Here is a 23,074-nt window from a genome sequence, read left to right as displayed (position 1 = left end):
CCGTGACGGGCCGGGACGCACCGAGCGGCTCCCGGCCCCCGCCGCCGTAAACTGCGGGCATGTCCGGCAAGCGAGCCACCCGCCTCACCCCCGACCAGCGCAGGGAGCAGCTGGTCGGCATCGGTCTGGAGATGCTCGCCGACCGCTCCCTCGACGAGCTGTCCACCGACGAGGTCGCCCGCCGGGCCGGCATCTCCCGCGGACTGCTCTTCCACTACTTCGACTCCAAGCGCCACTTCTACCGCGCCGTCGTCCGCGCCGAGTGCGACCGCTTCACCGCCGCCACGCAACCGGACGACTCGCTGGAGCCGGTCGCCTGGATGCGGGCCTTCATCGCGGGCTTCGTGGCGTACGTCCTGGAGCACCGTCAGGTGTATCTCGCCCTGGTACGGGGCGCCGCGGGCAGCCACCCCGCGGTCACCGACATCGTCGGCGAAACCCGCGAGACGGTCGCCCGCCGGGTGCGCGACGGTCAGCGGCGGCTCGGTATGCCGGACGCCCCGCGGCTCGAACTCGCCTCCCGCGCCTGGATGGCGTTCGCCGAAGAGGCGGTCACCACCTGGCCGGTGGAGGAGGCCCACGCCCAGGAAGAGCTCTGCGCCTTCGTGGAGTCCAGCTTCGTGAGCCTGCTGGGACTGCTCGACCGGCCCGGCACCCTCGCCCCGCGCTGAGCGCCCACGACGCTTTCCCGTCGCACCAACGGACCCCCCTCACCGCCCTTATGAGACGGTTGGCGACCTCTGCCCCCGGGCGTCTCCCAAGCGTGATGCATCTCAAGTGGGCGCCGTGCCGAGCACGTTGTACCGTTCCCTTGCACCTGCTGCCTCGTTCGCCGAGGCTCGGGAACAAGCGTGAGCTCCACCCGCATACCCGGCAAATTCAGGAGAAGATCCCATGGCTTTCGGGCGTTCCGAACGCCGCCGGTCCGCCGCCGTCGAGCCGGTGACGCTCAAGATCCTGGTCGCGGGCGGCTTCGGAGTGGGTAAGACCACCCTGGTCGGCGCCGTCAGCGAGATCAAACCGCTGCGCACCGAGGAGCGGCTGACCGAGGCGGGCCGGCCGGTCGACGACCTCGACGGGGTGGAGGCCAAGACCACCACCACCGTGGCGATGGACTTCGGACGGATCACCGTCAACGACCACCTGGTCCTCTATCTCTTCGGCACCCCGGGCCAGGACCGCTTCTGGTTCCTGTGGGACGAGCTGGCGCTCGGCGCGCTCGGCGCGGTGGTGCTCGCCGACACCCGCCGACTCGCGGACAGCTTCGCCGCCATCGACTACTTCGAGCGGCGCGGTCTGCCCTTCACCGTCGCCGTCAACTGCTTCGACGGCGCCGACCGCTACCCGCCGGAGTCCGTACGGGAAGCCCTGGACCTGGACCCCCAGGTGCCGGTGATGCTGTGCGACGCCCGCCACAAGGACTCCGCGCGGGATGTGCTGATCTCCGTCGTCGAGCATGCGATGCAGGCCGGCGACCGCCGACGGGAGCCCGCACTGCCCTGACCGGGCGCGGGAGTACGGCCCGTACTCCGCCGTCCGGAGTACGGGCCGTACGTCTGCGCACCACCGAAGCCAGGGCCTGTCCGATGGGTCAGGGCCGGAAAGGCCCTAGGACGCCGCCGAGCCGTCCTCCGTCAGCCAGCCGAAGCTGCGCTCCACGGCCCTGCGCCAGTTGGCGAACTCGCGGTCCCGGGTCTGCCCGTCCATCCGCGGCGTCCACTCGGTGTCCCGCTTCCAGTGGGCCCGCAGCTCGTCCAGGTCCTGCCAGACGCCGGTCGCGAGTCCGGCCGCGTAGGCCGCTCCCAGACAGGTGGTCTCCGAAATCACCGGGCGGATCACCGGCACTCCCAGCACATCCGCCTGATGCTGCATCAGCAGTTTGTTGGCGGTCATCCCGCCGTCGACCTTGAGCTGGGTGATCTGTACGCCCGAGTCCTGGTACATGGCGTCCACGACCTCCCTCGTCTGCCAGCTGGTCGCCTCCAGTACGGCACGCGCCAGATGCGCCTTGGTGACAAAGCCGGTCAGACCGGTGATCACCCCACGCGCGTCGGAGCGCCAATAGGGCGCGAACAGACCGGAGAACGCGGGGACGACATACGCCCCGCCGTTGTCCGGGACGCTCGCCGCCAGCGGCTCGATCTCGTCGGCCGACGCGATGATGCCGAGCTGATCGCGGAACCACTGCACCAGCGCGCCCGTGATGGCGATGGAGCCCTCCAGACAGTAGACCGGCGCCTCGCCACCGAGCTGGTAACCCATGGTCGTCAGCAGCCCGTTCTTGGACGGCACCGGGCGGTTGCCGGTGTTCAGCAGCAGGAACGAGCCGGTGCCATAGGTGTTCTTGGCCTCGCCGACGCCGTAGCAGGTCTGCCCGAAGACCGCCGCCTGCTGGTCGCCGAGCGCGGACGCCACCGGCACCCCGTGCAGCTGCCCGACGGCCGTGCCGTACACCTCCGCCGACGATCTGATCTCCGGCAGGATCGCGGCCGGCAGATTCATCGCCGACAGGATCGCCGGATCCCACTGCAGGGTGGACAGGTTCATCAGCATCGTGCGGCCCGCGTTCGTCACATCGGTGACATGCACCCCGCCGTCGGTGCCGCCGGTCAGATTCCAGATCAGCCAGGAGTCGATGGTGCCGAACGCGATCTCGCCGCGCTCGGCACGGGCCCGCAGACCCGGCACCTCATCCAGCAGCCAGGCCGCCTTCGGCCCGGAGAAATAGCTGGCCAGCGGCAGCCCGGTGGCATCCCGGAACCGGTCCTGGCCGTCCGGGCCGCCCAGCTCCGCGCACAGCTGGGAGGTCCGGGTGTCCTGCCAGACGATCGCATGGTGCACCGGCCGGCCGGTGGCCCGGTCCCACAGGACCGTGGTCTCCCGCTGGTTGGTGATGCCCAGCGCGCTGAGCTGGTCCGCGCGCAGCCCCGCCTTGGCGAGCGCACCCGCCACCACGGCCTGCACCTTCGACCAGATCTCGGTGGCATCGTGCTCCACCCAGCCCGGCTTGGGGAAGATCTGGCGGTGCTCACGCTGGTCGACGGCGACGATCGCCCCGCCGTGGTCGAAGATGATGCAGCGACTCGACGTGGTTCCCTGGTCGATCGCGGCAACGTACTTCTCGGTGTGCTCCGTCATGCCGTCACGCCTCCTGAAGTCCTGGTGAGTGGATGCGGCGGGGCCCGCCGGCGTCAGAACGCCGCGGCATGAACCAGGCCGGCCAGCACCGCGCCGATCAGCGGCCCGGCCACCGGGATCCAGGCGTAACTCCAGTCGGAGGACCCCTTGTTGGGAATCGGCAGCAGCGCGTGCACGATGCGCGGACCGAGGTCACGGGCCGGGTTGATGGCGTAGCCGGTGGGACCGCCCAGCGAGAGCCCGATACCGACGACGAGCAGCGCGACCAGCAGCACATTGATCCCCGAGCCGTAGACCCCCGCATGCTCGCCGGGGACCCGGCCGATACCGATGCCCTTGTTCTCGCCGAAGAACAGCAGCGGCAGCACCAGACCGACGGTCGCGATGATCTCGGTGACGAGGTTGGCGACCGGCCGGCGGATCTCCGGGCCGGTGGAGAAGATCCCCAGTGTCGGCTGCGGAGTGACACCGGACCGCCCGTCGTTGGCCGCGAACTGCGCGTAGTACAGCGCCCAGGCCAGTACGGCGCCGATCGCCGCACCGACCATCTGCGCCAGGATGTACAGCGGCACCTTCGACCACTCGGTGCCGCCCGCGACCGCCGAGCCGACCGTCACCGCGGGGTTGAGATGCCCGCCGGACAGCGGTGCCGCGGTGTACGCACCGGCCAGGACGCCCATGCCCCAGCCGAACGCGATCGCGACCCAGCCCGCGGCCTTCGCCTTGGAGTGGTGCAGGGTGACGGCGGCGCACACACCCGCGCCGAACAGAATCAGTATCGCGGTGCCTATCACTTCACCGACGAAGATGTGCCCATTGGAATACATGGCGGCTCCTTGGCTCCCCGGGGGACGTCCCCCGGTCCTCCGTGCAGGGTGCGTGCCAACGGCGGACAGCGGGCAGCCGCCGCCACCCGGCCGGGGTGCCTGAGTGCGGCAATGCCGACCGGCATCCGGAAGTGTTCACCTGAGGTGAGGGAGCGTCAAGGTCGCACACAGCACGGGATGTTGGGGTCCCCGCACCTGCCCGCGGGCACCGCCGCGCCCCGTCACCCCCGGGCCCGTACGCCCCCCTGACCCGGCGGGGCGGTGCACGTGGGGCCGGCCGGGCCGGGCACCCGGGCCGTCGTACCGCGGCGGATCTCGGTGAGCTCCGAGCCGGGCCGGCCCAGCACCCAGCTCGCCCCCGGCAGCCCCTTCGCGGCCTTCTTCAGCGGTGCGAGCGCGGCCGCCGCCTCATGGTGGCCGGTGACGGTCCCGGGCGGACAGACCGCCGTCGCCAGCGACAGCGTGACCGGCCGCCCGCCCGCCTGCCACGCGACGTCCAACAGCGCCGCGGCGAACGGCTCCAAGCCGTCCGGCTCGGCCAGCACCAGGAAGTCATCGCCGCCGATATGGCCCACCCGGCTGGCCGGCTCGCCCGCCGCGACCTGGGCCAGCGTCCGCCCCACCGAACGGATCAGCTCATCGCCGGCCGCGAACCCCGCACCGTCGTTGACCTGCTTGAAACCATCCACATCCAGCCAGCTCAGCGCGAACGCCCGGCCCTCGGCGATCCGCCGGTCCACCTCGCCGTTGACCTCGTCCGAACCGGGCAGCCGGGTCAGCGGATTGAGCCGGGCCGCCTCCTCCACCCGGCTCTCGGCCAGCGCCCGCACGATGTCGGCGAGATGCACCACGCCCATGCACCGGCCGCGCTCGTCCACCACCGCCACATCGTCCCCGGTACGGTCCCGGTCCCCCTCGGCGATCACATCGAGGACCTGCCAGGCGGTGGCGTCCGCACCGACCGTCCGCGGCCGGTCCGCGAGCCGCAGCGCCGGCCGGTCGGCGTACAGCGCATGCCCGTACCGCCCGGACAGCGACAGCAGGAACCGGTCCCGGTCGATCGCCCGGACCGGCACCCCGTCGGTGTCCACCAGCAGCACCCCCGACACCTCGGGGAAGCCGGTGAGATGGCTGCGCACCGCGCCCGCGGACGCGGACATCGGCAGCAGTGCGGCGGGCTGCAGGAACTGGGCGACCGGCGGTCCCGAGGGCGGGCGGTGCGGCACCGCCGGCCCGCTCGCCGCCGGCGGGAGCGCGGCCGGGAAGTACACATCGGTGGCCGGCCGGCGCGCCGGCGGTGCGAACAAGTGGCCCTGCGCCAGCTGCACCCCCGCGTCCCGCACCGCCGCGTACTGCCGCTCGGTCTCCACGCCCTCGATGGCCAGCAGCCCGCCCACCCGCTCGCACAGCTGCCGCGCCGCGGCCACCGCGGCCTGCCGTCCCCGGTCGGTGTCCAGCCGCGCACACAGCGACGCATCGAGCTTGACGAGGTCCGGCGCGAGCTCGCCGAGCAGCCGCAGCGGCAGATCACCGTCCCCGACCCCGTCCGCGCAGATCCGGTAGCCCTCGTCGCGCAGCACCGCCACCGACTCCAGCAGCGCGGCGTGCGGGACATGGGTGAACGGCCCGCCGAGATCGAGAGTGATCTCCCACGGCCGCCGGCCCACATCGTGGACGGCCTTGCCCAGCGACGTCAGCCGGGGCAGTTCGGCGACGGTCGTGGCGAAGACATTGATGTGCAGCGGCAGCAGCGTCTCCTGATGTGCCGCCGTCCGTACCGCCAGCGCCGCGAGTTCCGCGTCCAGTTCGGAGCAGCGGCGCGCGGATGCCAGGACATCGACCTCGCCGTCCTCGGGGCGGGCGAGTATCTCCAGCGCCGCGACCGAACCGGTCGAGAGGTTCACGACGGGCTGGAAGGCGAATCGAAGCTGGTCCGTCCAGGCAGGCACGGGCAGTAGCTTGCCCCTCCGTCACGACGAACAGGGTGTGATTAACGCACTGTTCATGCATCCTTCCGGAGCGTATGGATCACTGCCCCCGCAATGCACACAGGACGTTCGAGGGGCGGGCTCCGGGGGCGCAGGGGAGGCGGCGCCGTACGGCGGCGTGCGCCGCGCCGCGGTGGCCGGGTGAGCCCGGCGGCGCAGGGGAGTCCCGGGGGAGCGGCCGTCGCACGACCGCCCCTCACCGCACCGCGACCACGGCCGATCCATGCCCGAACAACCCCTGATTGGCGGTCACCCCCACCCGGGCACCGGCTACTTGCCGCGCGCCCGCCTGTCCCCGCAGCTGCCAGGTCAGCTCGCAGACCTGCGCGATGGCCTGCGCCGGTACCGCCTCGCCGAACGACGCCAGGCCGCCGCTGGTATTCACCGGCAGCCGCCCGCCCAGCGCCGTCGCGCCCTCCCGCAGCAGCTTGGCACCCTCACCGGCGCCGCACAGCCCCAGATCCTCGTACCACTCCAACTCCAGTGCGGTGGACAGGTCGTAGACCTCGGCCAGCGAGAGGTCCTCGGGGCCGATCCCGGCCTCCTCGTAGGCGGTGTGCGCGATCGACGCCCGGAAACCGGTCGCCGGCTCCGGTACGGCGGCCGACGAGTCGGTGGCGATGTCCGGCAGATCCAGTACGGTCCGCGGATAGTGCGGGGTGGCCGTGGAGACCGCGCGGATCCTGACCGGGTCCGCGACGCCGTGCCGGCGCGCGAAGTCCATGCTGGTCAGGACCAGCGCCGCGGCGCCGTCGGAGGTGGCGCAGATGTCCAGCAGCCGCAGTGGGTCGGAGACCACCGCCGACGCCGCGACCTCCTGCGCGGTGACCCGCTTGCGGTAGCGGGCGTACGGATTGGCCGCGCCCGCCGCCGAGTTCTTCACCTTCACCTGGGCGAAGTCGTCCGTCGTATCGCCGTACAGGGTCATCCGGCGGCGTGCGTACAGCCCGAAGTACGCCGGGTTGGTGGCTCCCAGCAGCCGGAACCGCAACCAGTCAGGGTCGTCGGGCCGGTCGCCGCCCGCCGGGGCGAAGAAGCCCTTGGGCGCGGCGTCCGCGCCCACCACCAGCGCCACCTCCGCGAGGCCCGAAAGGATCTGCGCCCGCGCGGTGCCGATCGCCTGCGCGCCGGACGCACAGGCCGCGTAGACGCTGGTCACCCGGGCGCCCTGCCAGCCCAGCGCCTTCGCGAAGGTCGCGCCCGCCACATAACCGGGGTAGCCCCCGCGCACCGTGTCCGCCCCGACCACGCTCTGCACCTCGCGCCAGTCGAGCCCGGCGTCCACGAGGGCGTCCCTGGCCGCCTTCGTCCCGTACTCGACAAAACTGCGCCCCCACTTGCCCCAGGGGTGCATACCGGCACCGAGCACGGCCACATCGCCGGTCAGGGGGCGGGTTGGGGGCTCGGAATCGCGGCTTGCGCTTGTGTTTGCCCGCGCTTCCCACGAACCGCCTCGGTCTGCGCTCGGGCCTCCGTGCCCTGCGCTCGTACTGCTTTGCGGTGCGCTTGGGGGTGCGTGCCCTGCGCTCCTGTATACCCGCCGCCCACCCGCGCCTTTAGTTTTTTCCCCGCCGCCCACCCCCCTTCGGGGGGTGGGCGGGTGTGGTGATGCGGGTGCCGCTTCGGGGACGGGCGGATGTGGTGATGCGGGTGCCGCTTCGGGGACGGGTGGATGTGGTGATGTGGGTGCCGCTTCGGGGACGGGCGGGTGTAGTGATGTGGGTGCCGCTTCGGGGACGGGCGGATGTGGTGATGTGGGTGCCGCTTCGGGGACGGGCGGATGTGGTGATGTGGGTGCCGCTTCGGGGACGGGCGGGTGTGGTGATGTGGGTGCCGCTTCGGGGACGGGCGGATGTGGTGATGTGGGTGCCGCTTCGGGGACGGGCGGATGTGGTGATGTGGGTGCCGCTTCGGGGACGGGCGGATGTGGTGATGTGGGTGCCGCTTCGGGGACGGGCGGATGTGGTGATGTGGGTGCCGCTTCGGGGACGGGCGGATGTGGTGATGTGGGTGCCGCTTCGGGGACGGGCGGATGCGGTGACGCGGGTGCCGCCTCGGGGACGGGCGGATACGGTGACGCGGGCACCGCTCCGGAGGTGCCTTGTCCCAGCGACGCGGCCCCGCCACCTCCCACCACCCTCCAGCGCCACGTCATCCACGTATGCCCGTCATCCTCGTTCAGCACCCCGGGCACCAGCTCGACCTCCGTGCCCACCGTGAGATCCGCGACGCCGACGCCGGGCGCGGCCTGGCCGAGGACCACCATCCGTTCCGCCGCCAGTTCCACGGCGACCAGGGTGTACGGCTGCCACGCGGCGTCCGGATCGGAGATGTAGGGGGCGGGCGGGCGATAGCGCGCGTCGGTGTACGACCAGACCGTGCCGCGCCGGGACAGCGGCACCTCCGCCAGGTCGTCGCTCGTACACGCGGGGTTGCGGCAGTAGGTGTCCTCGCGGGGGAAGAACACCGCGCCGCAGGCCCGGCACCGGGTCCCCAGCAGCCGGAAGTCCGTCGCGTCCAGATCGAACCACCCCGGAACCACCGGTTTGCGCGTACGTGCCACGGCCCCTCCCCACGCAGAACTGACGGAACGTCAGAAGTGTGGCACGCTGCCGCTCGGCGCGGAACCCCGGTACAGTCACCGGCGCGATCAAGCCGTTCACGAGGGGGAGCACCCGTGACCGAAGCCGCCCGCACCGACGCCCGGCCCGCCCGTACGGGCGCCGCCCCCGCCGTACGGCTGACCGCCGTCAGCAAGGACTTCGGTGCGGTACGCGCCGTCGAAGGAGCCGAACTCACGCTCCAGGAAGGGGAATTCTTCTCCCTCCTCGGGCCGTCCGGCTCCGGGAAGACCACCCTGCTGCGTCTGATCGCCGGCTTCGAGCGGCCCACCGCGGGCCGTATCGAACTCGCCGGCCGCGATGTCACCGCACTCCCGCCCAGCCGCCGCGATGTCCACACCGTCTTCCAGGACTACGCGCTCTTCCCCCATATGACCGTCGAGCAGAATGTCGCCTACGCCCTGACCGTGCGCGGGGTACGTAAACCTGAACGCCTCGCCCGCGCCCGCGAGGCGCTGCGCACCGTACGGCTCGACGACTACGGCCCACGCCGACCGGCCCAGCTCTCCGGCGGCCAGCGTCAACGCGTCGCCCTGGCCCGCGCGCTGATCGACGACCCGGGTCTGCTGCTGCTCGACGAGCCCCTCGGTGCCCTCGACCTCCAGCTGCGCCAGGAGATGCAGCGCGAGCTCACCCGCATCCAGCGCGCCACCGGCGTCACCTTCCTCCTCGTCACCCACGACCAGGAGGAGGCACTGACCCTCAGTGACCGTCTCGCCGTTCTCGACCGCGGCCGCATCGCGCAGATCGGCTCGCCGCTGGAGATCTACGACCGGCCGGCCACCGCCTTCGTCGCGGGTTTCGTCGGCACCACCAATCTGCTGCGCGACCAGGCCGCGGTCCGCGTGGTCGGCGCCCCGGGGACGTACAGCATCCGCCCCGAACGGATCAGGATCGCCGCTCCGGAAGGCGCGGAAGGCCCGGACGGCGCGCCGGGGCCGGGGGAGCGGTGCGTGGCCGGCCGGATCACCGAGATCGCGCACGCCGGCGCCCACACCCGGTTCGTGATCCGGCTCGACGCGGGCGACGACCGGCTCACCGTACTGCGGCTGAACTCGGCGGGGCTGCCGGAAGCGGCCCGTATCGGCGCCGTCCATCTCCTGTGGAACGTCAACGACGCCTTCGCGGTCCCCGGCTGACGAGCCGTCGGTTTCGCGCAACCGGGCGCATTCGATCGAGGATGCGCTCTGGTGGCAGAGGGTCTGCTTCCGGATACTGGCGGGGCTCGACAGCCGTGTGCGACAGGGGAGCTCACCATGCGCAACGCGAATCAGTGGAAGGCCGCCGTGGCGGCCGGTGTCCTGCTGCCGGCCGTCGCCTGCGGCTCCGGCGGCGGGGGCCCGGACGGCGGGGGAGCCGCGGAGCAGAAGTCCGTCGGCAAGGGCGAGGGCCGGGTCGACATCATCGCCTGGGCCGGATACGCCGAGGACGGCTCCAACGACCCCAAGGCCGACTGGGTGCACCCCTTCGAGAAGCAGACCGACTGCCAGGTCAACACCAAGATCGCCGGGACCTCCGACGAGATGGTCTCGCTGATGAAGACCGGCCAGTACGACACCGTATCCGCGTCCGGTGACGCCACCCTGCGGCTGATCGCCGCCAAGGACGTGGTGCCCGTCAACACCCGCCTGGTCCCGAACTACCGCGAGGTCTTCAGCGGCCTGAAGATGCGCCCGTTCAATTCCAAGGACGGGAAGATGTACGGCATTCCGCACGGCCGCGGCGCCAATCTGCTGATGTACCGCACCGACAAGGTCTCGCCGGCCCCCGACTCCTGGAAGGCCGTCTTCGACAGCGCGGCGAAGTACTCGAGCAAGGTCACCGCCTATGACTCGCCCATCTACATCGCCGACGCCGCCCTCTATCTGATGAAGACCCGGCCGGCGCTCGGTATCAAGGACCCCTACGCCCTGGACGGCAAGCAACTCGCCGCCGCCGTCACCCTGTTGAAGAAGCAGCGGCAGCACATCGGCGAATACTGGAGCGACTACCAGAAGGAAGTCACCGCCTTCAAGGGTGGCGACAGCGTCATCGGCACCACCTGGCAGGTCATCGCCAATACCGCCATCGCGGAAAAGGCCCCGGTCAAGGCCGTCCTCCCCAAGGAAGGGGCGACCGGCTGGTCCGACACCTGGATGGTCTCCGCCAAGGCCGCCCACCCCAACTGCGCCTACAAGTGGCTCAACTGGATCGTCTCCCCGAAGGTGAACGCCCAGGTCGCCGAGTACTTCGGCGAGGCCCCTGCCAACGCCAAGGCCTGCAAGGAAACCGCCGACCCCCGGCACTGCGCGGTCTACCACGCCGACGACGAGAGCTACTACCGCCGCGTCCACTTCTGGACCACCCCCGTCCCGCAGTGCCTCGACGGCCGTAAGGGCGTCACATGCACCGACTACGCGGAATGGACCCGTGCCTGGACGGAGATCAAGGGCTGAGCGCGCGGAACCGGTGCCCGTCATGAGCCGCGAGCCGGGCGCGCGCGGCCGGCTCGCGGCGCTGCTCGCCCCGCCCCTCCTGTGGCTGGTCCTCGCCTATCTCGGCTCCCTCGCCATCCTCCTGCTCTCCGCCTTCTGGACGACCGACCCCTTCACCTCCGACGTGGTCCGCACCTGGACCACCGACAACTTCCGGGACATCCTCACCACCCCCGTCTACCGCACCGTCGCCCTGCGCACCCTCGGTATCGCCGTCGCCGTCACCCTCCTCGACGCCGTACTCGCGCTGCCGATGGCGTTCTTCATGGCGCGGGTGGCGCGGGGCCGGCTGCGCCGCGCCCTGCTGGTGGCCGTGCTCACCCCGCTGTGGGCCGGCTATCTCGTCAAGGCGTACGCCTGGCGGGTGATGCTCGGCGAACACGGCCTCGTGAATGCGGCGCTCGCCCCGCTGGGCCTGCGCGGACCCGGATACGGCGCGACCGCCGTGGTCATCGTGCTGGCCTACCTCTGGCTGCCGTACATGATCCTGCCGCTGTACGCGGCCCTGGAGCGGCTGCCCGCCCACCAGCTGGAGGCCTCCGCCGACCTCGGCGCGGGCACCGTACGCACCCTGCGCTCCGTCGTCGCCCCCGCCGTGCGCCCGGCGATCCTGGCGGGCTCCGTCTTCACCTTCTCGCTCAGCCTCGGTGACTACCTCACCGTGCAGATCGTCGGCGGCCGCACCCAGCTCATGGGCAATGTCATCGCCTCCCAGGTCACCCTCGATCTGCCGCTGGCCGCGGCGCTCTCCGCCGTCCCCGTCGCCCTGATCGTCTGCTATCTCGCCGCCGTCCGCCGGGCCGGCGCGCTCGACTCGCTCTGACCGGTCCCCGAGGAGGCAGCCGGATGCATCTCACGCGCACCGCCCGCATCGTGCTCGGCTGTGTGACGGCCGCCGGCCTGGCCCTGATCTACCTTCCGCTGCTTCTGGTGGTGCTCAACTCCCTCAATGCCGACCGCTCGTTCGCCTGGCCGCCCAGCGGGCTGACCGGCGAGTGGTGGAGCCGCGCCGTGCACAGCGCGGGCGCCCGCGACGCGCTGTGGACCTCGTTGCGGGCCGGCCTGGGCGCCACCGCCATCGCCCTGGTCCTCGGCTCGCTCGCCGCCTTCGCCGTGCACCGCCACCGCTTCTTCGGCCGGCAGACCGTCTCGTTCCTGATCGTGCTGCCGATCGCGCTGCCCGGCATCGTCACCGGCATCGCCCTCAACGCCGCGTTCCGCCCCGTTCTTGAGCCACTGGGCATCGGCTTCGGCCTGTTCACCGTCGTCGTCGGCCATGCGACCTTCTGCGTCGTCATCGTCTTCAACAATGTCGCAGCCCGGCTCCGCCGCATCGCGCCCTCGCTGGCCGAGGCCTCCGCCGACCTGGGCGCCCGCCCATGGCAGACCCTGCGGTACGTCACCTTCCCGGCGCTGCGCCCGGCCCTGTTCGCCGGTGCGCTGCTGGCCTTTGCGCTCTCCTTCGACGAGGTCGTGGTGACCACCTTCACGGCGGGCGCGGGCACCAGGACACTGCCGATCTGGATCTACGAGAATCTGGCCCGCCCCCACCAGGCACCGGTCGTCGATGTCGTCGCCGCGGTACTGATCGGCCTGTCGGTCCTCCCTGTCCACGTCGCCCAGCGCCTCTCCTCGGACCCGGCCGGCGGCCGGCTCTGAGCACAGCGCCGGCGACGCTCAGCTGCCCGCCTGCCCGCCTGCCCGCCTGCCCGCCTGCCCGCCTGCCCGCCTGCCCGTCGGAGCGTCAACTCCCGCTTTTTCCTTGGACGTCGTCCGCACCCGGTGCTATGTTGTTCTCGTTCCGAGAAAGACTCAGAGTGAGAATGACGAGCGGAGGTGGCGGTCGTGGACACGGACCGGCAGGGCAACGGGAGCGATACCGCCGACGAGGGCGGCGACAGCGCATTCCTCGCGGCCTACGACCCGCGTGACTTCCCCGCCATCGCCGTGACCGTCGACATCGTCGCGCTGACCCTGCGCGCGGGCATCCTGCACATCCTGCTCGTCGAGCGCGGCGGCCGCCCCTTCCAGGGCGCCTGGGCGCTCCCCGGCGGATTCGTCCGCGCCGGCCGGGAATCGCTCGACGAGGCCGCCGCCCGCGAACTCGCCGAGGAGACCGGGCTGGACGCCACGCAATTGGAGCGCGTCCACCTCGAACAGCTCGGCTCGTACGGCGATCCCGGCCGCGACCCGCGGATGCCCGTCGTCACGGTCGCCTACCTCGCCTTCGCGCCCGACCTCCCCGAGGCGCGGGGCGGCGGCGACGCCTCGTCCGCGGCCTGGATCCCGGTCACCGGGATCGATCTCGGCGCCCTTCGGGACGGCCGTACGGCGGAACCGGCGGCGGACGGGGACACTTCGCAGGCCGACGGCGAACCGGACGCGGCCCGGCCGCGTCCCCCAGAACAGGGTCCGGGGCACGGGATCGACGGGGGTGATTCCGTGCCCCGGCCCGCAGCCGATGCACCGCCGGCGGGGGAGCCCGCTCCCAAAACCCCGCTCCCGCTCGCCTTCGACCACGCCCGGATCGTCGCCGACGGACTCGACCGCGCCCGCGCAAAGATCGAGTACACCCCGCTGGCCACGGCCTTCCTCGGCGAGGAATTCACCATCGTCGAACTCCGCCGCGTCTACGAATCCATCTGGGGCAGCCCGCTGCACGCCGGGAACTTCCACCGCAAGGTGCTCTCCGTCCCCGGATTCGTCGAATCCACCGGCGCGACCGCGGCCCGTGGGGGAGCCCGCGGCGGCCCGCGCGCCCGCCTCTACCGTGCGGGCGACGCCCGCCTGCTGCACCCGGCGCTGCTGCGCCCCGACCGGGAGGAGAGCGTGCGATGACCACCACGGCCGCGGACGCCCCGCGCACCCGCGCCGCCGCCCGCACCGCGCTGGCCGCCGCCCGCCGGCCCGCGGACCTCTTCCCCGCCGACGACTCCGAGGCCGCCGGGACCTACCGCAGACTCGCCCGGCTGCTGCACCCCGACACCGCACCGACGGCCGAACGTCCGGGCGCAGAAGCCGAGTTCACCCGCCTGGGCACCCTCTGGCGGCAGCGCACCGCCACCGCCCACCCGACCCTGACCACCCGCCGCCGTACGTACACCCTCGGCGCCACAACAGCCACCGGCGATCTCGCGGTGCTCCGTGCGGCGACGTACGAGCAGGACGGCACCCGGCACGACGCCCTGCTGAAGATCCCGCGCACGGCCGGCGACAACGACCTCCTGGAGCGCGAGGCCCAGGCGCTGAACCGGCTGGCACGGCACGGCGAGCGCCGCCACCGAGGCTATGCGCCCCGCCTGCTGGAGTCCTTCCGCCACCGCGCACCGGACACCGGCATCGAACGCCGCGTCAACGCCCTCGTACCCCTGGCCGGATTCCACTCCCTCGCGGAGGTTCACGCGGCCTACCCGGACGGACTCGACCCGCGCGACGCCGCCTGGATGTGGCGCAGGCTCCTGGTGGCCCTCGGCTGGGCACACCGGGCCGGCCGGGTACACGGCGCCGTACTCCCCGAACACCTCCTCATCCACCCCGAGCTGCACGGCCTGGTCCTCGTCGACTGGTGCTACAGCACGCCCCTCGGCGACCGCGTCCCCGCGCTCGTCGAACGCCACCGGGACGCCTATCCGCCCGAGGTCACCGGCCGTTGCCCGGCGACCGAGGCCACCGACATCCACCTCGCCTCCCGCACCATGGCCGCCGTCATGGGGGAGCGCACCCCGCAGCCGATGCGGGCGTTCCTGCGCGGCTGCACCCTGCGCGCGCAGGCCCGCCGGCCGCACGACGCCTGGCGGCTGCTGGCCGAGCTGGACCAACTCCTCGACGACCTCTACGGCCCCCGCACCTTCCGGCCGTTCACGATGCCCGCGCGGCATCCGTAAGCCACACCGCGCGCTCTCCACCACAGGGCGCCGGACACCACCCAACCACGCAACCGGTCAACAACTCAGGGGGATTCACCATGGGCAGCGGAACCTGGTCCACCAACGTCTACGGCGCCGCGGCGAACTACCGCGCCGCCGCCGGCACCAGCGCCTTCGACTACAGCGACCGCACCACCGCCTCCTCCCCGCGCCACACCTGGACGGCGCACGCCTCGCTCGACCCCAAGGGGCTGACCACCCGCGAGAGCCGCGACTCCGACGAACACCCCACCTCGCTGGCGATCTCCGTCATCTTCGATGTGACCGGATCCATGCGCTCGGTGCCGCGGGTCCTGCAGACCAAACTCCCCGAGCTGTTCGGCCTGCTGCTGCGCAAGGGGTACGTCGCACATCCGCAGATCCTCTTCGGCGCCGTCGGCGACGCCACCTGCGACCGGGTGCCGCTCCAGCTCGGCCAGTTCGAGTCCGACAACCGCATGGACGACGATCTCGGCAACATCCTCCTGGAGGGCGGCGGAGGCGGTCAGATGACCGAGTCCTACGAACTCGCCCTGTACGCCATGGCGCGCCACACCAGCATCGACTGCCACGAGCAGCGCGGCCGCCGCGGCTACCTCTTCCTCATCGGCGACGAGATGCCGTACGGCAAGGTCAAGGCCCGCGAGGTCCGCGCGGTCTTCGGCGACCACCTCACCGAGGACATCCCCCTCACCACGATCCTCGCCGAGGTGCGGCAGAAGTTCGATGTCTACTTCATCGTCCCGGCCGGTGCCACCCACGTCGGCAACACCGCCGTCCTGGGCACCTGGCGCAAGCTGCTCGGCCAGAACGTCATCGAACTCGACGACCTCGGCGCCGTCTGCGAAACCCTCGCCCTGACCATCGGCCTCGGCGAGGAAGCCATCGACCTCGCCGCCGGACTCGACGATCTCGCCGACATCGGCTCCGACGCGGGCGAGAGCGTCGGCAAGGCGCTGGCCACCCTCGGCCGCGAGCACGGCACCGTCGCCCGCTCCTCGGCGCCGCTGATCGACGCCACCGGCGACACCGGGGCCGGCGGCACCACCCGGCTCTGACCCCGCAGGAACTCCACCGGAAGAGGACCCGTCCGTGCACACCATCGTGGTCGACCTCGGCTACGGCGACGCCGGCAAGGGCACCGTCGTCGACCGGCTCTGCGCCCCCCGACCGGGCGCGGCGCCGGTCACGGCGGTGATCCGCTTCAACGGCGGCGCCCAGGCCGCCCACAACGTCGTCACCGTCGACGGCCGCCACCACACCTTCGCCCAATTCGGCTCCGGCACCTTCAGCGGTGTGCCCACCCACCTCTCCCGTCTGATGCTGGTGGATCCCCTGGCGCTCGCCACCGAGGCCCGGCATCTCGCCTCGCTCGGCGTCCCCGACCCGCTCGCCCTGCTGACCGTCGACCGGCGCGCCCGGCTCACCACGCCTTACCACGCGGCCGCCAACCGGGCCCGGGAGCGCGCCCGCGGCACCGCCCGGCACGGCTCCTGCGGCATGGGCATCGGCGAAACCGCCGCCTACGCCCTCGCCCACCCCGCCGACGCCCCGACGGCCGGCGACTGCACCTCACGGACCACCCTGCGCCGCAAACTCACCCTGCTCCGCGACCGCCTCACCGCGGCCGTCGGCCCGCTCGACGCACCACCCGTCGACGCCTGCCTGGACGCCTTCACCGCCTTCGCCGACCACCTCACCCTCGTCGACGAGACCCACCTGCCCCGCCTGCTGCGCCGCGGCCCGGCCGTCTTCGAAGGCGCCCAGGGCGTCCTCCTGGACGAGTGGCACGGCTTCCACCCCTACACCACCTGGTCCACGACCACGTTCGACGGCGCCGAAACCCTCCTCGCCGAGGCCGGCCGGCCCCGCGCCGCGCTGCGCCTGGGTGTCGTACGGACCTATACGACCCGGCACGGCCCCGGCCCGCTCGTCACCGAGGACCCGTCGCTGCCGCGCGCCCTCCCCGAGGCCCACAACGGCCACGGCACCTGGCAAGGAGGCTTCCGCATCGGCCACTTCGACGCCGTCGCGCATGCCTACGCCGTCGAGGTCTGCGGGGGAGTGGACGCCCTCGCCGTCACCCACCTGGACGCCCCGGCCCGCCGCGGCGCCACCCTGCGCATGGCCCACGCCTACCGCACGCCCGACGGCCTCCTGGACCGCATCCCCACCGCGCCGCCCGGCTGCCTGTCCCGCCAACAGCGGCTCACCGAACGCCTGTTGACCGCCCGTCCCACCTGCTGGCAGTCCCCGGGCGCCGACCCGCAGGCCTGGAGCGGCGCCCTCGCCCAGGCGCTGAACGCCCCGGTCCTCATGGAGTCGTACGGACCCACGGCGGCCGACAAGGTCATCCGGCGGGTCGCCGGAACGGTCACCGAACGGGGAAGTCGAAGTAGGTATCGGGAAAGGTCTCCGGCTTGAAGGTGTAGTGCCACCACTCCTCCGGGAGATTCACGAACCCGGCCCGCTCCAGACCGTTCTTGAGCAGCAGCCGGTTCCTCAGCTGCCGCCCGTGGATGCGCGGGTCGAGGGTGTGCGCGAGCGTGTCGAAGCAGTCGAAGCCGGTCCCCATGTCGAGGGAGTTGTCCGGGAAGCGCTCGGCCCTCGGCCCGTAACAGGGTGCCAGCGGCTCACCCGGCACATACGGGCGGGTGGGCACGGCCGGCAGCCGCACCAGCGTCACATCGAGTGTACTGCCCCTGCTGTGACCGGACTTGGCGGCGATATAGCCGTCGTCGAACAGCTTCGTCTTGTCCTCCTGCGGATAGAACTCGGCCTTCATCCGCTGGTCGTCCAGGTCCTTGGCCCACCGGACGAAATGATCCACGGCGCGTTGCGGCCGGTAGCAGTCGTACACCTTGAGCGAGAACCCCCGCTTCAGGAACGAGAGCTGGGCACGGTGCAGCGCGTTCGCGGCATCCCGCGTCAGAAGGCACTTCGGCCTGCGGTAGCCGTCCACCGGTACGCCCATGAAGTTGTGCGGCGTGTAGTAGCGCATCTCCTGGATGATCGTGGGATCCACCGCGCGCAGCGCGACGAACTCCTTCGGCGCCTTGGACGCGGGCACCGGCCGCTGAGCGGTGCCCGCCTGTGCGCTCGACGGCAGCGTGGTGACGGTCATCAGGGCGGCGGCAGCGACGGCCAGGCCGCGCAGCATGGCAGCGAGTCTCGGCATGGCCCTCGTCTACCAGGCGCGGCACGCGGAGGGGAAGACCCCCACCGGGCCCCGCTACTCGCCCTCCAGCCCCCGCACCCGCACCGGATACCCCACCGCGCCCCCGTCCCGACGCTCCACGACCACCCGGCCGCCCTCCCGCCGCGAGGTGAAGCGCTCCACGGTCGGCCGCTGCCAGCCGTCCCCGGCATCCGGCACCACCAGACCGCTGCCCCCGCGCCCGGCCACCGGCGCCCACACCTCCAGCTCCGTCCCGCCGTCCGCCCCCGCCACCGGCAGCACCGCACCGGCCCGCGCCAGCACCGGAATCCGCGACAGCGGCGCATCCACCCACACCTGCCCGGGACCGTCGTATGCCCGCCCGGTCGCGGTGTCGTACCACCGCCCGCGCGGCAGCCGCACCGGCCGCCGGGTCACGCCCCCCTCCAGTACGGGTGCGACCAGCAGCGCATCCCCCAGCAAAAAGGCGTCCTCGCAGTCCCGCAGCGCCCGGTCCCTCGGCGAACTCCACCACACCGGCCGCACATACGGAGCCCCGGTCAGCCGCGCCAACTGGCCCAGCGTGCCGAAGTACGGCAGCAGCCGCTGCCGTTCGCGCAGCGCCGTACGGGCATGCCCGAGCACCTCGATCCCGTACTCCCACGGCTCCCGCCGCCCCGCCCAGATCGCCGAATGTGTACGGAACAGCGGGAGATGGGCGCCCAGCTGGAACCACCGCAGATACAGCTCGCGGGACGGCTCGGCGGAGAACCCGCCGACATCGGGACCGCTGTACGGCACCCCGCACAGCCCCAGCCCCAGCACCAGTGACAGCGAAGCCCGCAGCCCCGGCCAGCCGGTCGCCACGTCCCCCGACCAGGTGCCCCCGTACCGCTGCATCCCCGCCCAGCCCGAACGGGAGAACAGGAACGGCCGTTCGTCCGGCCGCAGTTCGCACAGCCCCTCGAAGCCGGCCCGCGCCATCGCCAGCCCGTAGACGTTGTGTGCCTCCCGGTGGTCGCCGCCCCGCCCCTCCAGCGCATGCCGGGCCGACCGCGGCAGCGTCGACTCCCCGAACGGGGCAAAGGAGACCGGTTCGTTCATGTCGTGCCAGACGCCCGAGAAGCCTTGCGCCAGCCGCTCCGCGTACAGCCCGCCCCACCACTTGCGCACCCGCGCATCGGTGAAATCCGGGTAGACCGACTCACCCGGCCACACCACCCCGCGCACCTCCCGCCCCCGCGCGTCCCGTACGAAGGCGTCCGCCGCCGCCCCACCCTCGTACACCGCGTCCCCCGGATCCGCCTTCACCGCCGGATCCACGATCGACACCAGCCGCACCCCGTCCGCACGCAACTCCCGTGCCAGACCCGGCAGATCCGGATACCGCTCCCGGTCGACGGTGAAGACCCGGTGCCGGTCGAAATGGTCGATGTCCAAATGGACGGCCGACAACGGCAGTTCGCGCTCCTTGTAGCCGGCCACCACGCGGCGCACCTCGGCCTCTCCGCCGAACCCCCAGCGGGCGTGCTGATATCCGAGCGCCCACCGGGGCGGCAGCGCGGGTGCACCGGTCAGTGCCGTCCAGCCCTGCAGTACCCGGGCCGGGGTGCCGGCCAGCACCCAGTAGCGCAGCGGCCCGCCGTCCATCCGCACCTCGCAGGTGCCCGGCCGGTCATGGCCGGAGCCCGCGCCCTCCACGCCCTCGCGCAGCGCCACCCGGCCGTCCCAGGAATTGTCGTGGAAGACCAGATGCGTCCCGGCGTCCGCCACCACCAGCTGCACCGGCATGGTCAGCGACAGCGGATCGTCGCCCGGCTCGAAGGCGCCGCCCGGATCCGTGTTCCACAGACGGTAGGTACCCGCCCGCAGCCGCGGCCCGTGCGCCCGGCCGCCCAGCCCGAAGAACCGGGCGTCGGCCGCGACCTCCGAGCGCTGTACCCACCGCGACGCCTCGCACCCCTCGGGCCGCCCGGCGCGCTCGACCGCGGCCGCCGCGCCGGCCCCGTCTATCCGGTCCCACCACCGCGGCGGCAGCTCCCGCCGCAGCACCATCCCTCCGGGCGTCCGCACCTCCACCGCGCCGTGCCGGGACACCGCCACCATCACCCGCTCGGAGACCACCCGCCAGCCGCCCTCCGTATCGGGCTCCAGCACCGCCCGCGCATCCACTTCGGGACACGCCCCGGCCAGCGCGTACGACGGCTCCGGCCCGGCACCGTCCCAGCCGCAGAACACCGCGCCGCCGGCCGCCACCCGCACCCGCAGCGACGACCGCGCGAAATGGATCAACCCGCCGCCCGGCTGGGGCTCCGCGTCACGCGCCGCCCCCGGCACCCGCGCCCGCTCCGCGACACGCCGCGGCAGCGCCTGCGCATCCGCCCTCCGCGCCCGCCACGCCGCACGCACGGACCGTAGCCCCTGCGCCGGCCCGACTGCCCTGACCACTCGTACCGACCGCACCAGATCACGCCCGTCCATGCCGGTCAGCCTGCCATTGACGCCAGGGTGTGCGGGCACCGTTCAACTGCCGTTCACCTGCACGGGGTCACGCTCGGCCACCTCATGGCCTGCGGATCGCCGTCCCATGGCCGAATCCCGCCGCAGCCCAGGCCACCGGCCCGCGTCACATGGCCCCACCACATCCGCCACCCCCCGAATGTGGGGAGCCCACCCTGGTGCACAAGTCGATCACATGGCATCGTCCAGGCAAGCCGTGTCACGCGCACACGTCAGGCCGGGGGACCCCCACCGCCGTGCGCGCCCGACGCCGACGACGTGTACCGCCCGGGAGCCGCATCATGACCACCGCACCGCACTCCGCACACCGGCCCGAACCCCTCTGGCAGCCAGGCCCGGACCGGATCGCCGGCGCACAGGTCACCCGTTTCCACACCTGGGCGGCCGCCCACCACGGCGCGCCCGCCCCCACCCCCGGCGACCCTGCCGCGAGCTACACCGACCTGCACCGCTGGTCCGTCGACGAGCTGCCCATCTTCTGGCAGGCCACCGCCGAATGGTTCGACGTCCGCTTCGCCACCCCGTACGAGACCGTCCTCGCCGACCGCGCGATGCCCGGCGCCCGCTGGTTCCCCGGCGCCACCCTCAACTACGCCGAGCACGCCCTGCGCGCCGCCGAGGACCCGGCCCGCGCCGACACCCCCGCGCTGCTGTACGTCGACGAGTCCCACGAACCCACCCCCGTCACCTGGACGGATCTGCGCGCCCAGGTCGGCTCGCTGGCCGCCGAACTCCGCCGCCTCGGCGTCCGCCCCGGCGACCGTGTCAGCGGCTATGTCCCCAACATCCCGCAGGCCGTCGTCGCCCTCCTGGCCACCGCCGCGGTCGGCGGCGTATGGACCTCCTGCGCCCCCGACTTCGGCGCCCGCAGCGTGCTGGACCGCTTCCAGCAGATCGAACCGGTCGTCCTGTTCACCGTCGACGGCTACCGCTACGGCGGCAAGGAACACGACCGCCGCGACACCGTCCGCGAACTCCGCGCCGAACTTCCCACCCTGCGCGCCGTCGTCCACATCCCGCTGCTCGGCACCCCCGCCCCCGAAGGCGCCCTGAACTGGTCGGACCTGACCACCAACGACACCGAACCGGTCTTCGAACAGGTCCCCTTCGACCACCCGCTGTGGGTCCTGTACTCCTCCGGCACCACCGGCCTGCCCAAGGCCATCGTCCAGTCCCAGGGCGGCATCCTGCTCGAACACCTCAAGCAGACCGGCCTGCACTGCGACCTCGGCCCCGACGACCGGTTCTTCTGGTACACCTCCACCGGCTGGATGATGTGGAACTTCCTCGTCGCCGGCCTCCTGGTGGGCTCCACGATCGTGCTCTACGACGGCAGCCCCGGCCACCCCGACATCGCCGCCCAATGGCGGGTCGCCGAAACCACCCGCGCCACCGTCTTCGGCACCTCCGCCGCCTACGTCATGGCCTGCCGCAAGGCCGGGATCCACCCCGCCCGCGACCTCGACCTCTCCGCCATCACCTGCGTCGCCACCACCGGCTCCCCGCTCCCGCCGGACGGCTTCCGCTGGCTGCACGACTCCTTCGCGGAGAGCGGCGCCGACCTGTGGACGGCGTCCGTCAGCGGCGGCACCGACGTCTGCAGCTGCTTCGCCGGCGCCGTCCCCACCCTCCCCGTCCACATCGGCGAACTCCAGGCCCCCTGCCTCGGCACCGACCTACAGGCCTGGGACCCCCAGGGCAAGCCCGTCATCGACGAGGTCGGCGAGCTCGTCGTCACCAACCCCATGCCGTCCATGCCCACCCGCTTCTGGAACGACCCCGACGGCGCCCGCTACCACGACAGCTACTTCGACATGTACCCCGGCGTCTGGCGGCACGGCGACTGGATCACCGTCACCTCCCGCGGCAGCGTCATCATCCACGGCCGCTCCGACTCCACCCTCAACCGCCAGGGCGTCCGGATGGGCTCCGCCGACATCTACGAGGCCGTCGAACGACTCCCCGAGATCCGCGAATCCCTCGTCATCGGCCTGGAACTCCCCGACGGCGGCTACTGGATGCCGCTCTTCGTCCACCTCGCCCCCGGCGCCACCCTCGACGACGCCCTGCGCGACCGCGTCAAACGGACCATCCGGGAACAGCTCTCGCCCCGCCACGTCCCCGACGACATCATCGAGGCGCCCGGCGTACCGCACACCCTCACCGGCAAGCGCATCGAGGTCCCCGTCAAACGCCTCCTGCAGGGCACCCCGCTGGACAAGGCCGTCAACCCCGGCTCCGTCGACAACCTCGAACTGCTCCGCTTCTACGAGCAGGTGGCCCGCGACCGCGCGGCCGACGACAGCGCGCAGTAGGCCGGGCCGGCGCCGGACCGCCAAGGCCCGAACGGGCTCCGGTCCGGCGCCGGGCCGCCATTGTCAGACCCCCCGATTACTCTCAGTGACAAGTGACGTGCGATCCCCGCACGCAGCTCACTCAGGGGG

Annotated in this window: 17 protein-coding genes and 1 pseudogene; 11 read left to right on the top strand and 7 right to left on the bottom strand. The window is 72.4% G+C overall.

From position 1 onward, the window contains the following. Positions 1 to 59 precede the first annotated feature (59 nt). On the top strand, positions 60 to 671 hold the full coding sequence (locus KI385_RS07400; protein ID WP_238571411.1) for a TetR/AcrR family transcriptional regulator: 612 nt from the start codon (positions 60 to 62) through the stop codon (positions 669 to 671). A gap of 223 nt (positions 672 to 894) precedes the next feature. Beyond that, entirely contained in the window at positions 895 to 1,503 is a 609-nt protein-coding gene (locus KI385_RS07395; protein ID WP_238571410.1) for a GTP-binding protein, read from the top strand. A 105-nt stretch (positions 1,504 to 1,608) separates the two neighbouring features. On the opposite strand, the gene glpK is transcribed toward KI385_RS07395, so the two are convergent. The 5 genes and pseudogenes from glpK to KI385_RS07370 form a co-directional block, all read right to left on the bottom strand. Continuing rightward, complete coding sequence (gene glpK / locus KI385_RS07390; protein WP_238571409.1) at positions 1,609 to 3,138, bottom strand: glycerol kinase GlpK; 1,530 nt, start codon at positions 3,136 to 3,138, stop codon at positions 1,609 to 1,611. Positions 3,139 to 3,191: 53 nt separating this feature from the next. After that, entirely contained in the window at positions 3,192 to 3,965 is a 774-nt protein-coding gene (locus KI385_RS07385; protein WP_238571408.1) for an MIP/aquaporin family protein, read from the bottom strand. Positions 3,966 to 4,186: 221 nt separating this feature from the next. Next, positions 4,187 to 5,914, bottom strand: a complete 1,728-nt coding sequence (locus tag KI385_RS07380; RefSeq protein ID WP_238571407.1) for a bifunctional diguanylate cyclase/phosphodiesterase — start codon at positions 5,912 to 5,914, stop codon at positions 4,187 to 4,189. A 235-nt stretch (positions 5,915 to 6,149) separates the two neighbouring features. Next, positions 6,150 to 7,340, bottom strand: coding sequence for a lipid-transfer protein (locus tag KI385_RS07375; RefSeq protein WP_238577600.1), 1,191 nt, complete (start codon positions 7,338 to 7,340; stop codon positions 6,150 to 6,152). Between the two features lie 741 nt (positions 7,341 to 8,081). Continuing rightward, positions 8,082 to 8,516, bottom strand: a pseudogene (locus tag KI385_RS07370) (Zn-ribbon domain-containing OB-fold protein); the annotation flags it as partial. Between the two features lie 114 nt (positions 8,517 to 8,630). On the opposite strand from KI385_RS07370, the gene KI385_RS07365 reads away from it, so the two are divergent. The 8 genes from KI385_RS07365 to KI385_RS07330 all read left to right on the top strand — a co-directional run bounded on the left by KI385_RS07365 (position 8,631) and on the right by KI385_RS07330 (position 17,377). Then, positions 8,631 to 9,713, top strand: coding sequence for an ABC transporter ATP-binding protein (locus KI385_RS07365; RefSeq protein ID WP_238571406.1), 1,083 nt, complete (start codon positions 8,631 to 8,633; stop codon positions 9,711 to 9,713). Positions 9,714 to 9,830: 117 nt separating this feature from the next. Further along, positions 9,831 to 11,009 (top strand): ABC transporter substrate-binding protein, encoded by a 1,179-nt coding sequence (locus KI385_RS07360; protein WP_238571405.1) that lies wholly within the window; start codon positions 9,831 to 9,833, stop codon positions 11,007 to 11,009. A gap of 22 nt (positions 11,010 to 11,031) precedes the next feature. Then, positions 11,032 to 11,871, top strand: a complete 840-nt coding sequence (locus KI385_RS07355; RefSeq protein WP_238571404.1) for an ABC transporter permease — start codon at positions 11,032 to 11,034, stop codon at positions 11,869 to 11,871. Positions 11,872 to 11,894: 23 nt separating this feature from the next. Next, positions 11,895 to 12,707 (top strand): ABC transporter permease, encoded by an 813-nt coding sequence (locus tag KI385_RS07350; RefSeq protein WP_238571403.1) that lies wholly within the window; start codon positions 11,895 to 11,897, stop codon positions 12,705 to 12,707. 282 nt (positions 12,708 to 12,989) lie between these two features. After that, positions 12,990 to 13,886 carry an NUDIX hydrolase gene (locus KI385_RS07345; RefSeq protein ID WP_238577599.1) on the top strand — a complete coding sequence of 299 codons (897 nt, stop codon included), beginning with the start codon at positions 12,990 to 12,992 and terminating at the stop codon, positions 13,884 to 13,886. Next, positions 13,883 to 14,932, top strand: a complete 1,050-nt coding sequence (locus tag KI385_RS07340; protein ID WP_238571402.1) for a molecular chaperone DnaJ — start codon at positions 13,883 to 13,885, stop codon at positions 14,930 to 14,932. The genes KI385_RS07345 and KI385_RS07340 overlap by 4 nt, the downstream gene beginning before the upstream one ends. A gap of 80 nt (positions 14,933 to 15,012) precedes the next feature. Beyond that, on the top strand, positions 15,013 to 16,011 hold the full coding sequence (locus KI385_RS07335; RefSeq protein WP_238571401.1) for a hypothetical protein: 999 nt from the start codon (positions 15,013 to 15,015) through the stop codon (positions 16,009 to 16,011). A gap of 34 nt (positions 16,012 to 16,045) precedes the next feature. Next, the gene (locus KI385_RS07330) at positions 16,046 to 17,377 is read left to right on the top strand and encodes an adenylosuccinate synthetase (protein WP_238571400.1); all 1,332 of its coding nucleotides are present in this window, start codon (positions 16,046 to 16,048) and stop codon (positions 17,375 to 17,377) included. Here KI385_RS07330 and KI385_RS07325 read toward each other — a convergent pair. Beyond that, positions 17,328 to 18,131, bottom strand: coding sequence for a M15 family metallopeptidase (locus KI385_RS07325; RefSeq protein WP_238571399.1), 804 nt, complete (start codon positions 18,129 to 18,131; stop codon positions 17,328 to 17,330). The two genes, KI385_RS07330 and KI385_RS07325, sit on opposite strands and share 50 nt — an antisense overlap. 54 nt (positions 18,132 to 18,185) lie before the next feature. Next, on the bottom strand, positions 18,186 to 20,591 hold the full coding sequence (locus KI385_RS07320) for a glycoside hydrolase family 31 protein (RefSeq protein ID WP_238571398.1): 2,406 nt from the start codon (positions 20,589 to 20,591) through the stop codon (positions 18,186 to 18,188). A 320-nt stretch (positions 20,592 to 20,911) separates the two neighbouring features. On the opposite strand from KI385_RS07320, the gene KI385_RS07315 reads away from it, so the two are divergent. Continuing rightward, positions 20,912 to 22,945, top strand: coding sequence for an acetoacetate--CoA ligase (locus KI385_RS07315; protein ID WP_238571397.1), 2,034 nt, complete (start codon positions 20,912 to 20,914; stop codon positions 22,943 to 22,945). The last annotated feature ends 129 nt before the right edge of the window (positions 22,946 to 23,074 follow it).

The organism is Streptomyces inhibens, assembly GCF_022221585.1.
Classification (GTDB): Bacteria; Actinomycetota; Actinomycetes; order Streptomycetales; family Streptomycetaceae; genus Streptomyces; species Streptomyces inhibens.
This window is presented reverse-complemented; position numbering and strand designations above follow the sequence as displayed.

What these genes read in the sequence shown, in the direction of transcription:
- KI385_RS07400 (WP_238571411.1), top strand. Translation starts at nt 60, where the DNA reads ATGTCCGGCAAGCGAGCCACCCGCCTCACCCCCGACCAGCGCAGGGAG.
- KI385_RS07395 (WP_238571410.1), top strand. Translation starts at nt 895, where the DNA reads ATGGCTTTCGGGCGTTCCGAACGCCGCCGGTCCGCCGCCGTCGAGCCG.
- glpK (WP_238571409.1), bottom strand. Translation starts at nt 3,138, where the DNA reads ATGACGGAGCACACCGAGAAGTACGTTGCCGCGATCGACCAGGGAACC.
- KI385_RS07385 (WP_238571408.1), bottom strand. Translation starts at nt 3,965, where the DNA reads ATGTATTCCAATGGGCACATCTTCGTCGGTGAAGTGATAGGCACCGCG.
- KI385_RS07360 (WP_238571405.1), top strand. Translation starts at nt 9,831, where the DNA reads ATGCGCAACGCGAATCAGTGGAAGGCCGCCGTGGCGGCCGGTGTCCTG.
- KI385_RS07355 (WP_238571404.1), top strand. Translation starts at nt 11,032, where the DNA reads ATGAGCCGCGAGCCGGGCGCGCGCGGCCGGCTCGCGGCGCTGCTCGCC.
- KI385_RS07350 (WP_238571403.1), top strand. Translation starts at nt 11,895, where the DNA reads ATGCATCTCACGCGCACCGCCCGCATCGTGCTCGGCTGTGTGACGGCC.
- KI385_RS07340 (WP_238571402.1), top strand. Translation starts at nt 13,883, where the DNA reads ATGACCACCACGGCCGCGGACGCCCCGCGCACCCGCGCCGCCGCCCGC.
- KI385_RS07335 (WP_238571401.1), top strand. Translation starts at nt 15,013, where the DNA reads ATGGGCAGCGGAACCTGGTCCACCAACGTCTACGGCGCCGCGGCGAAC.
- KI385_RS07325 (WP_238571399.1), bottom strand. Translation starts at nt 18,131, where the DNA reads ATGCCGAGACTCGCTGCCATGCTGCGCGGCCTGGCCGTCGCTGCCGCC.
- KI385_RS07320 (WP_238571398.1), bottom strand. Translation starts at nt 20,591, where the DNA reads ATGGACGGGCGTGATCTGGTGCGGTCGGTACGAGTGGTCAGGGCAGTC.
- KI385_RS07315 (WP_238571397.1), top strand. Translation starts at nt 20,912, where the DNA reads ATGACCACCGCACCGCACTCCGCACACCGGCCCGAACCCCTCTGGCAG.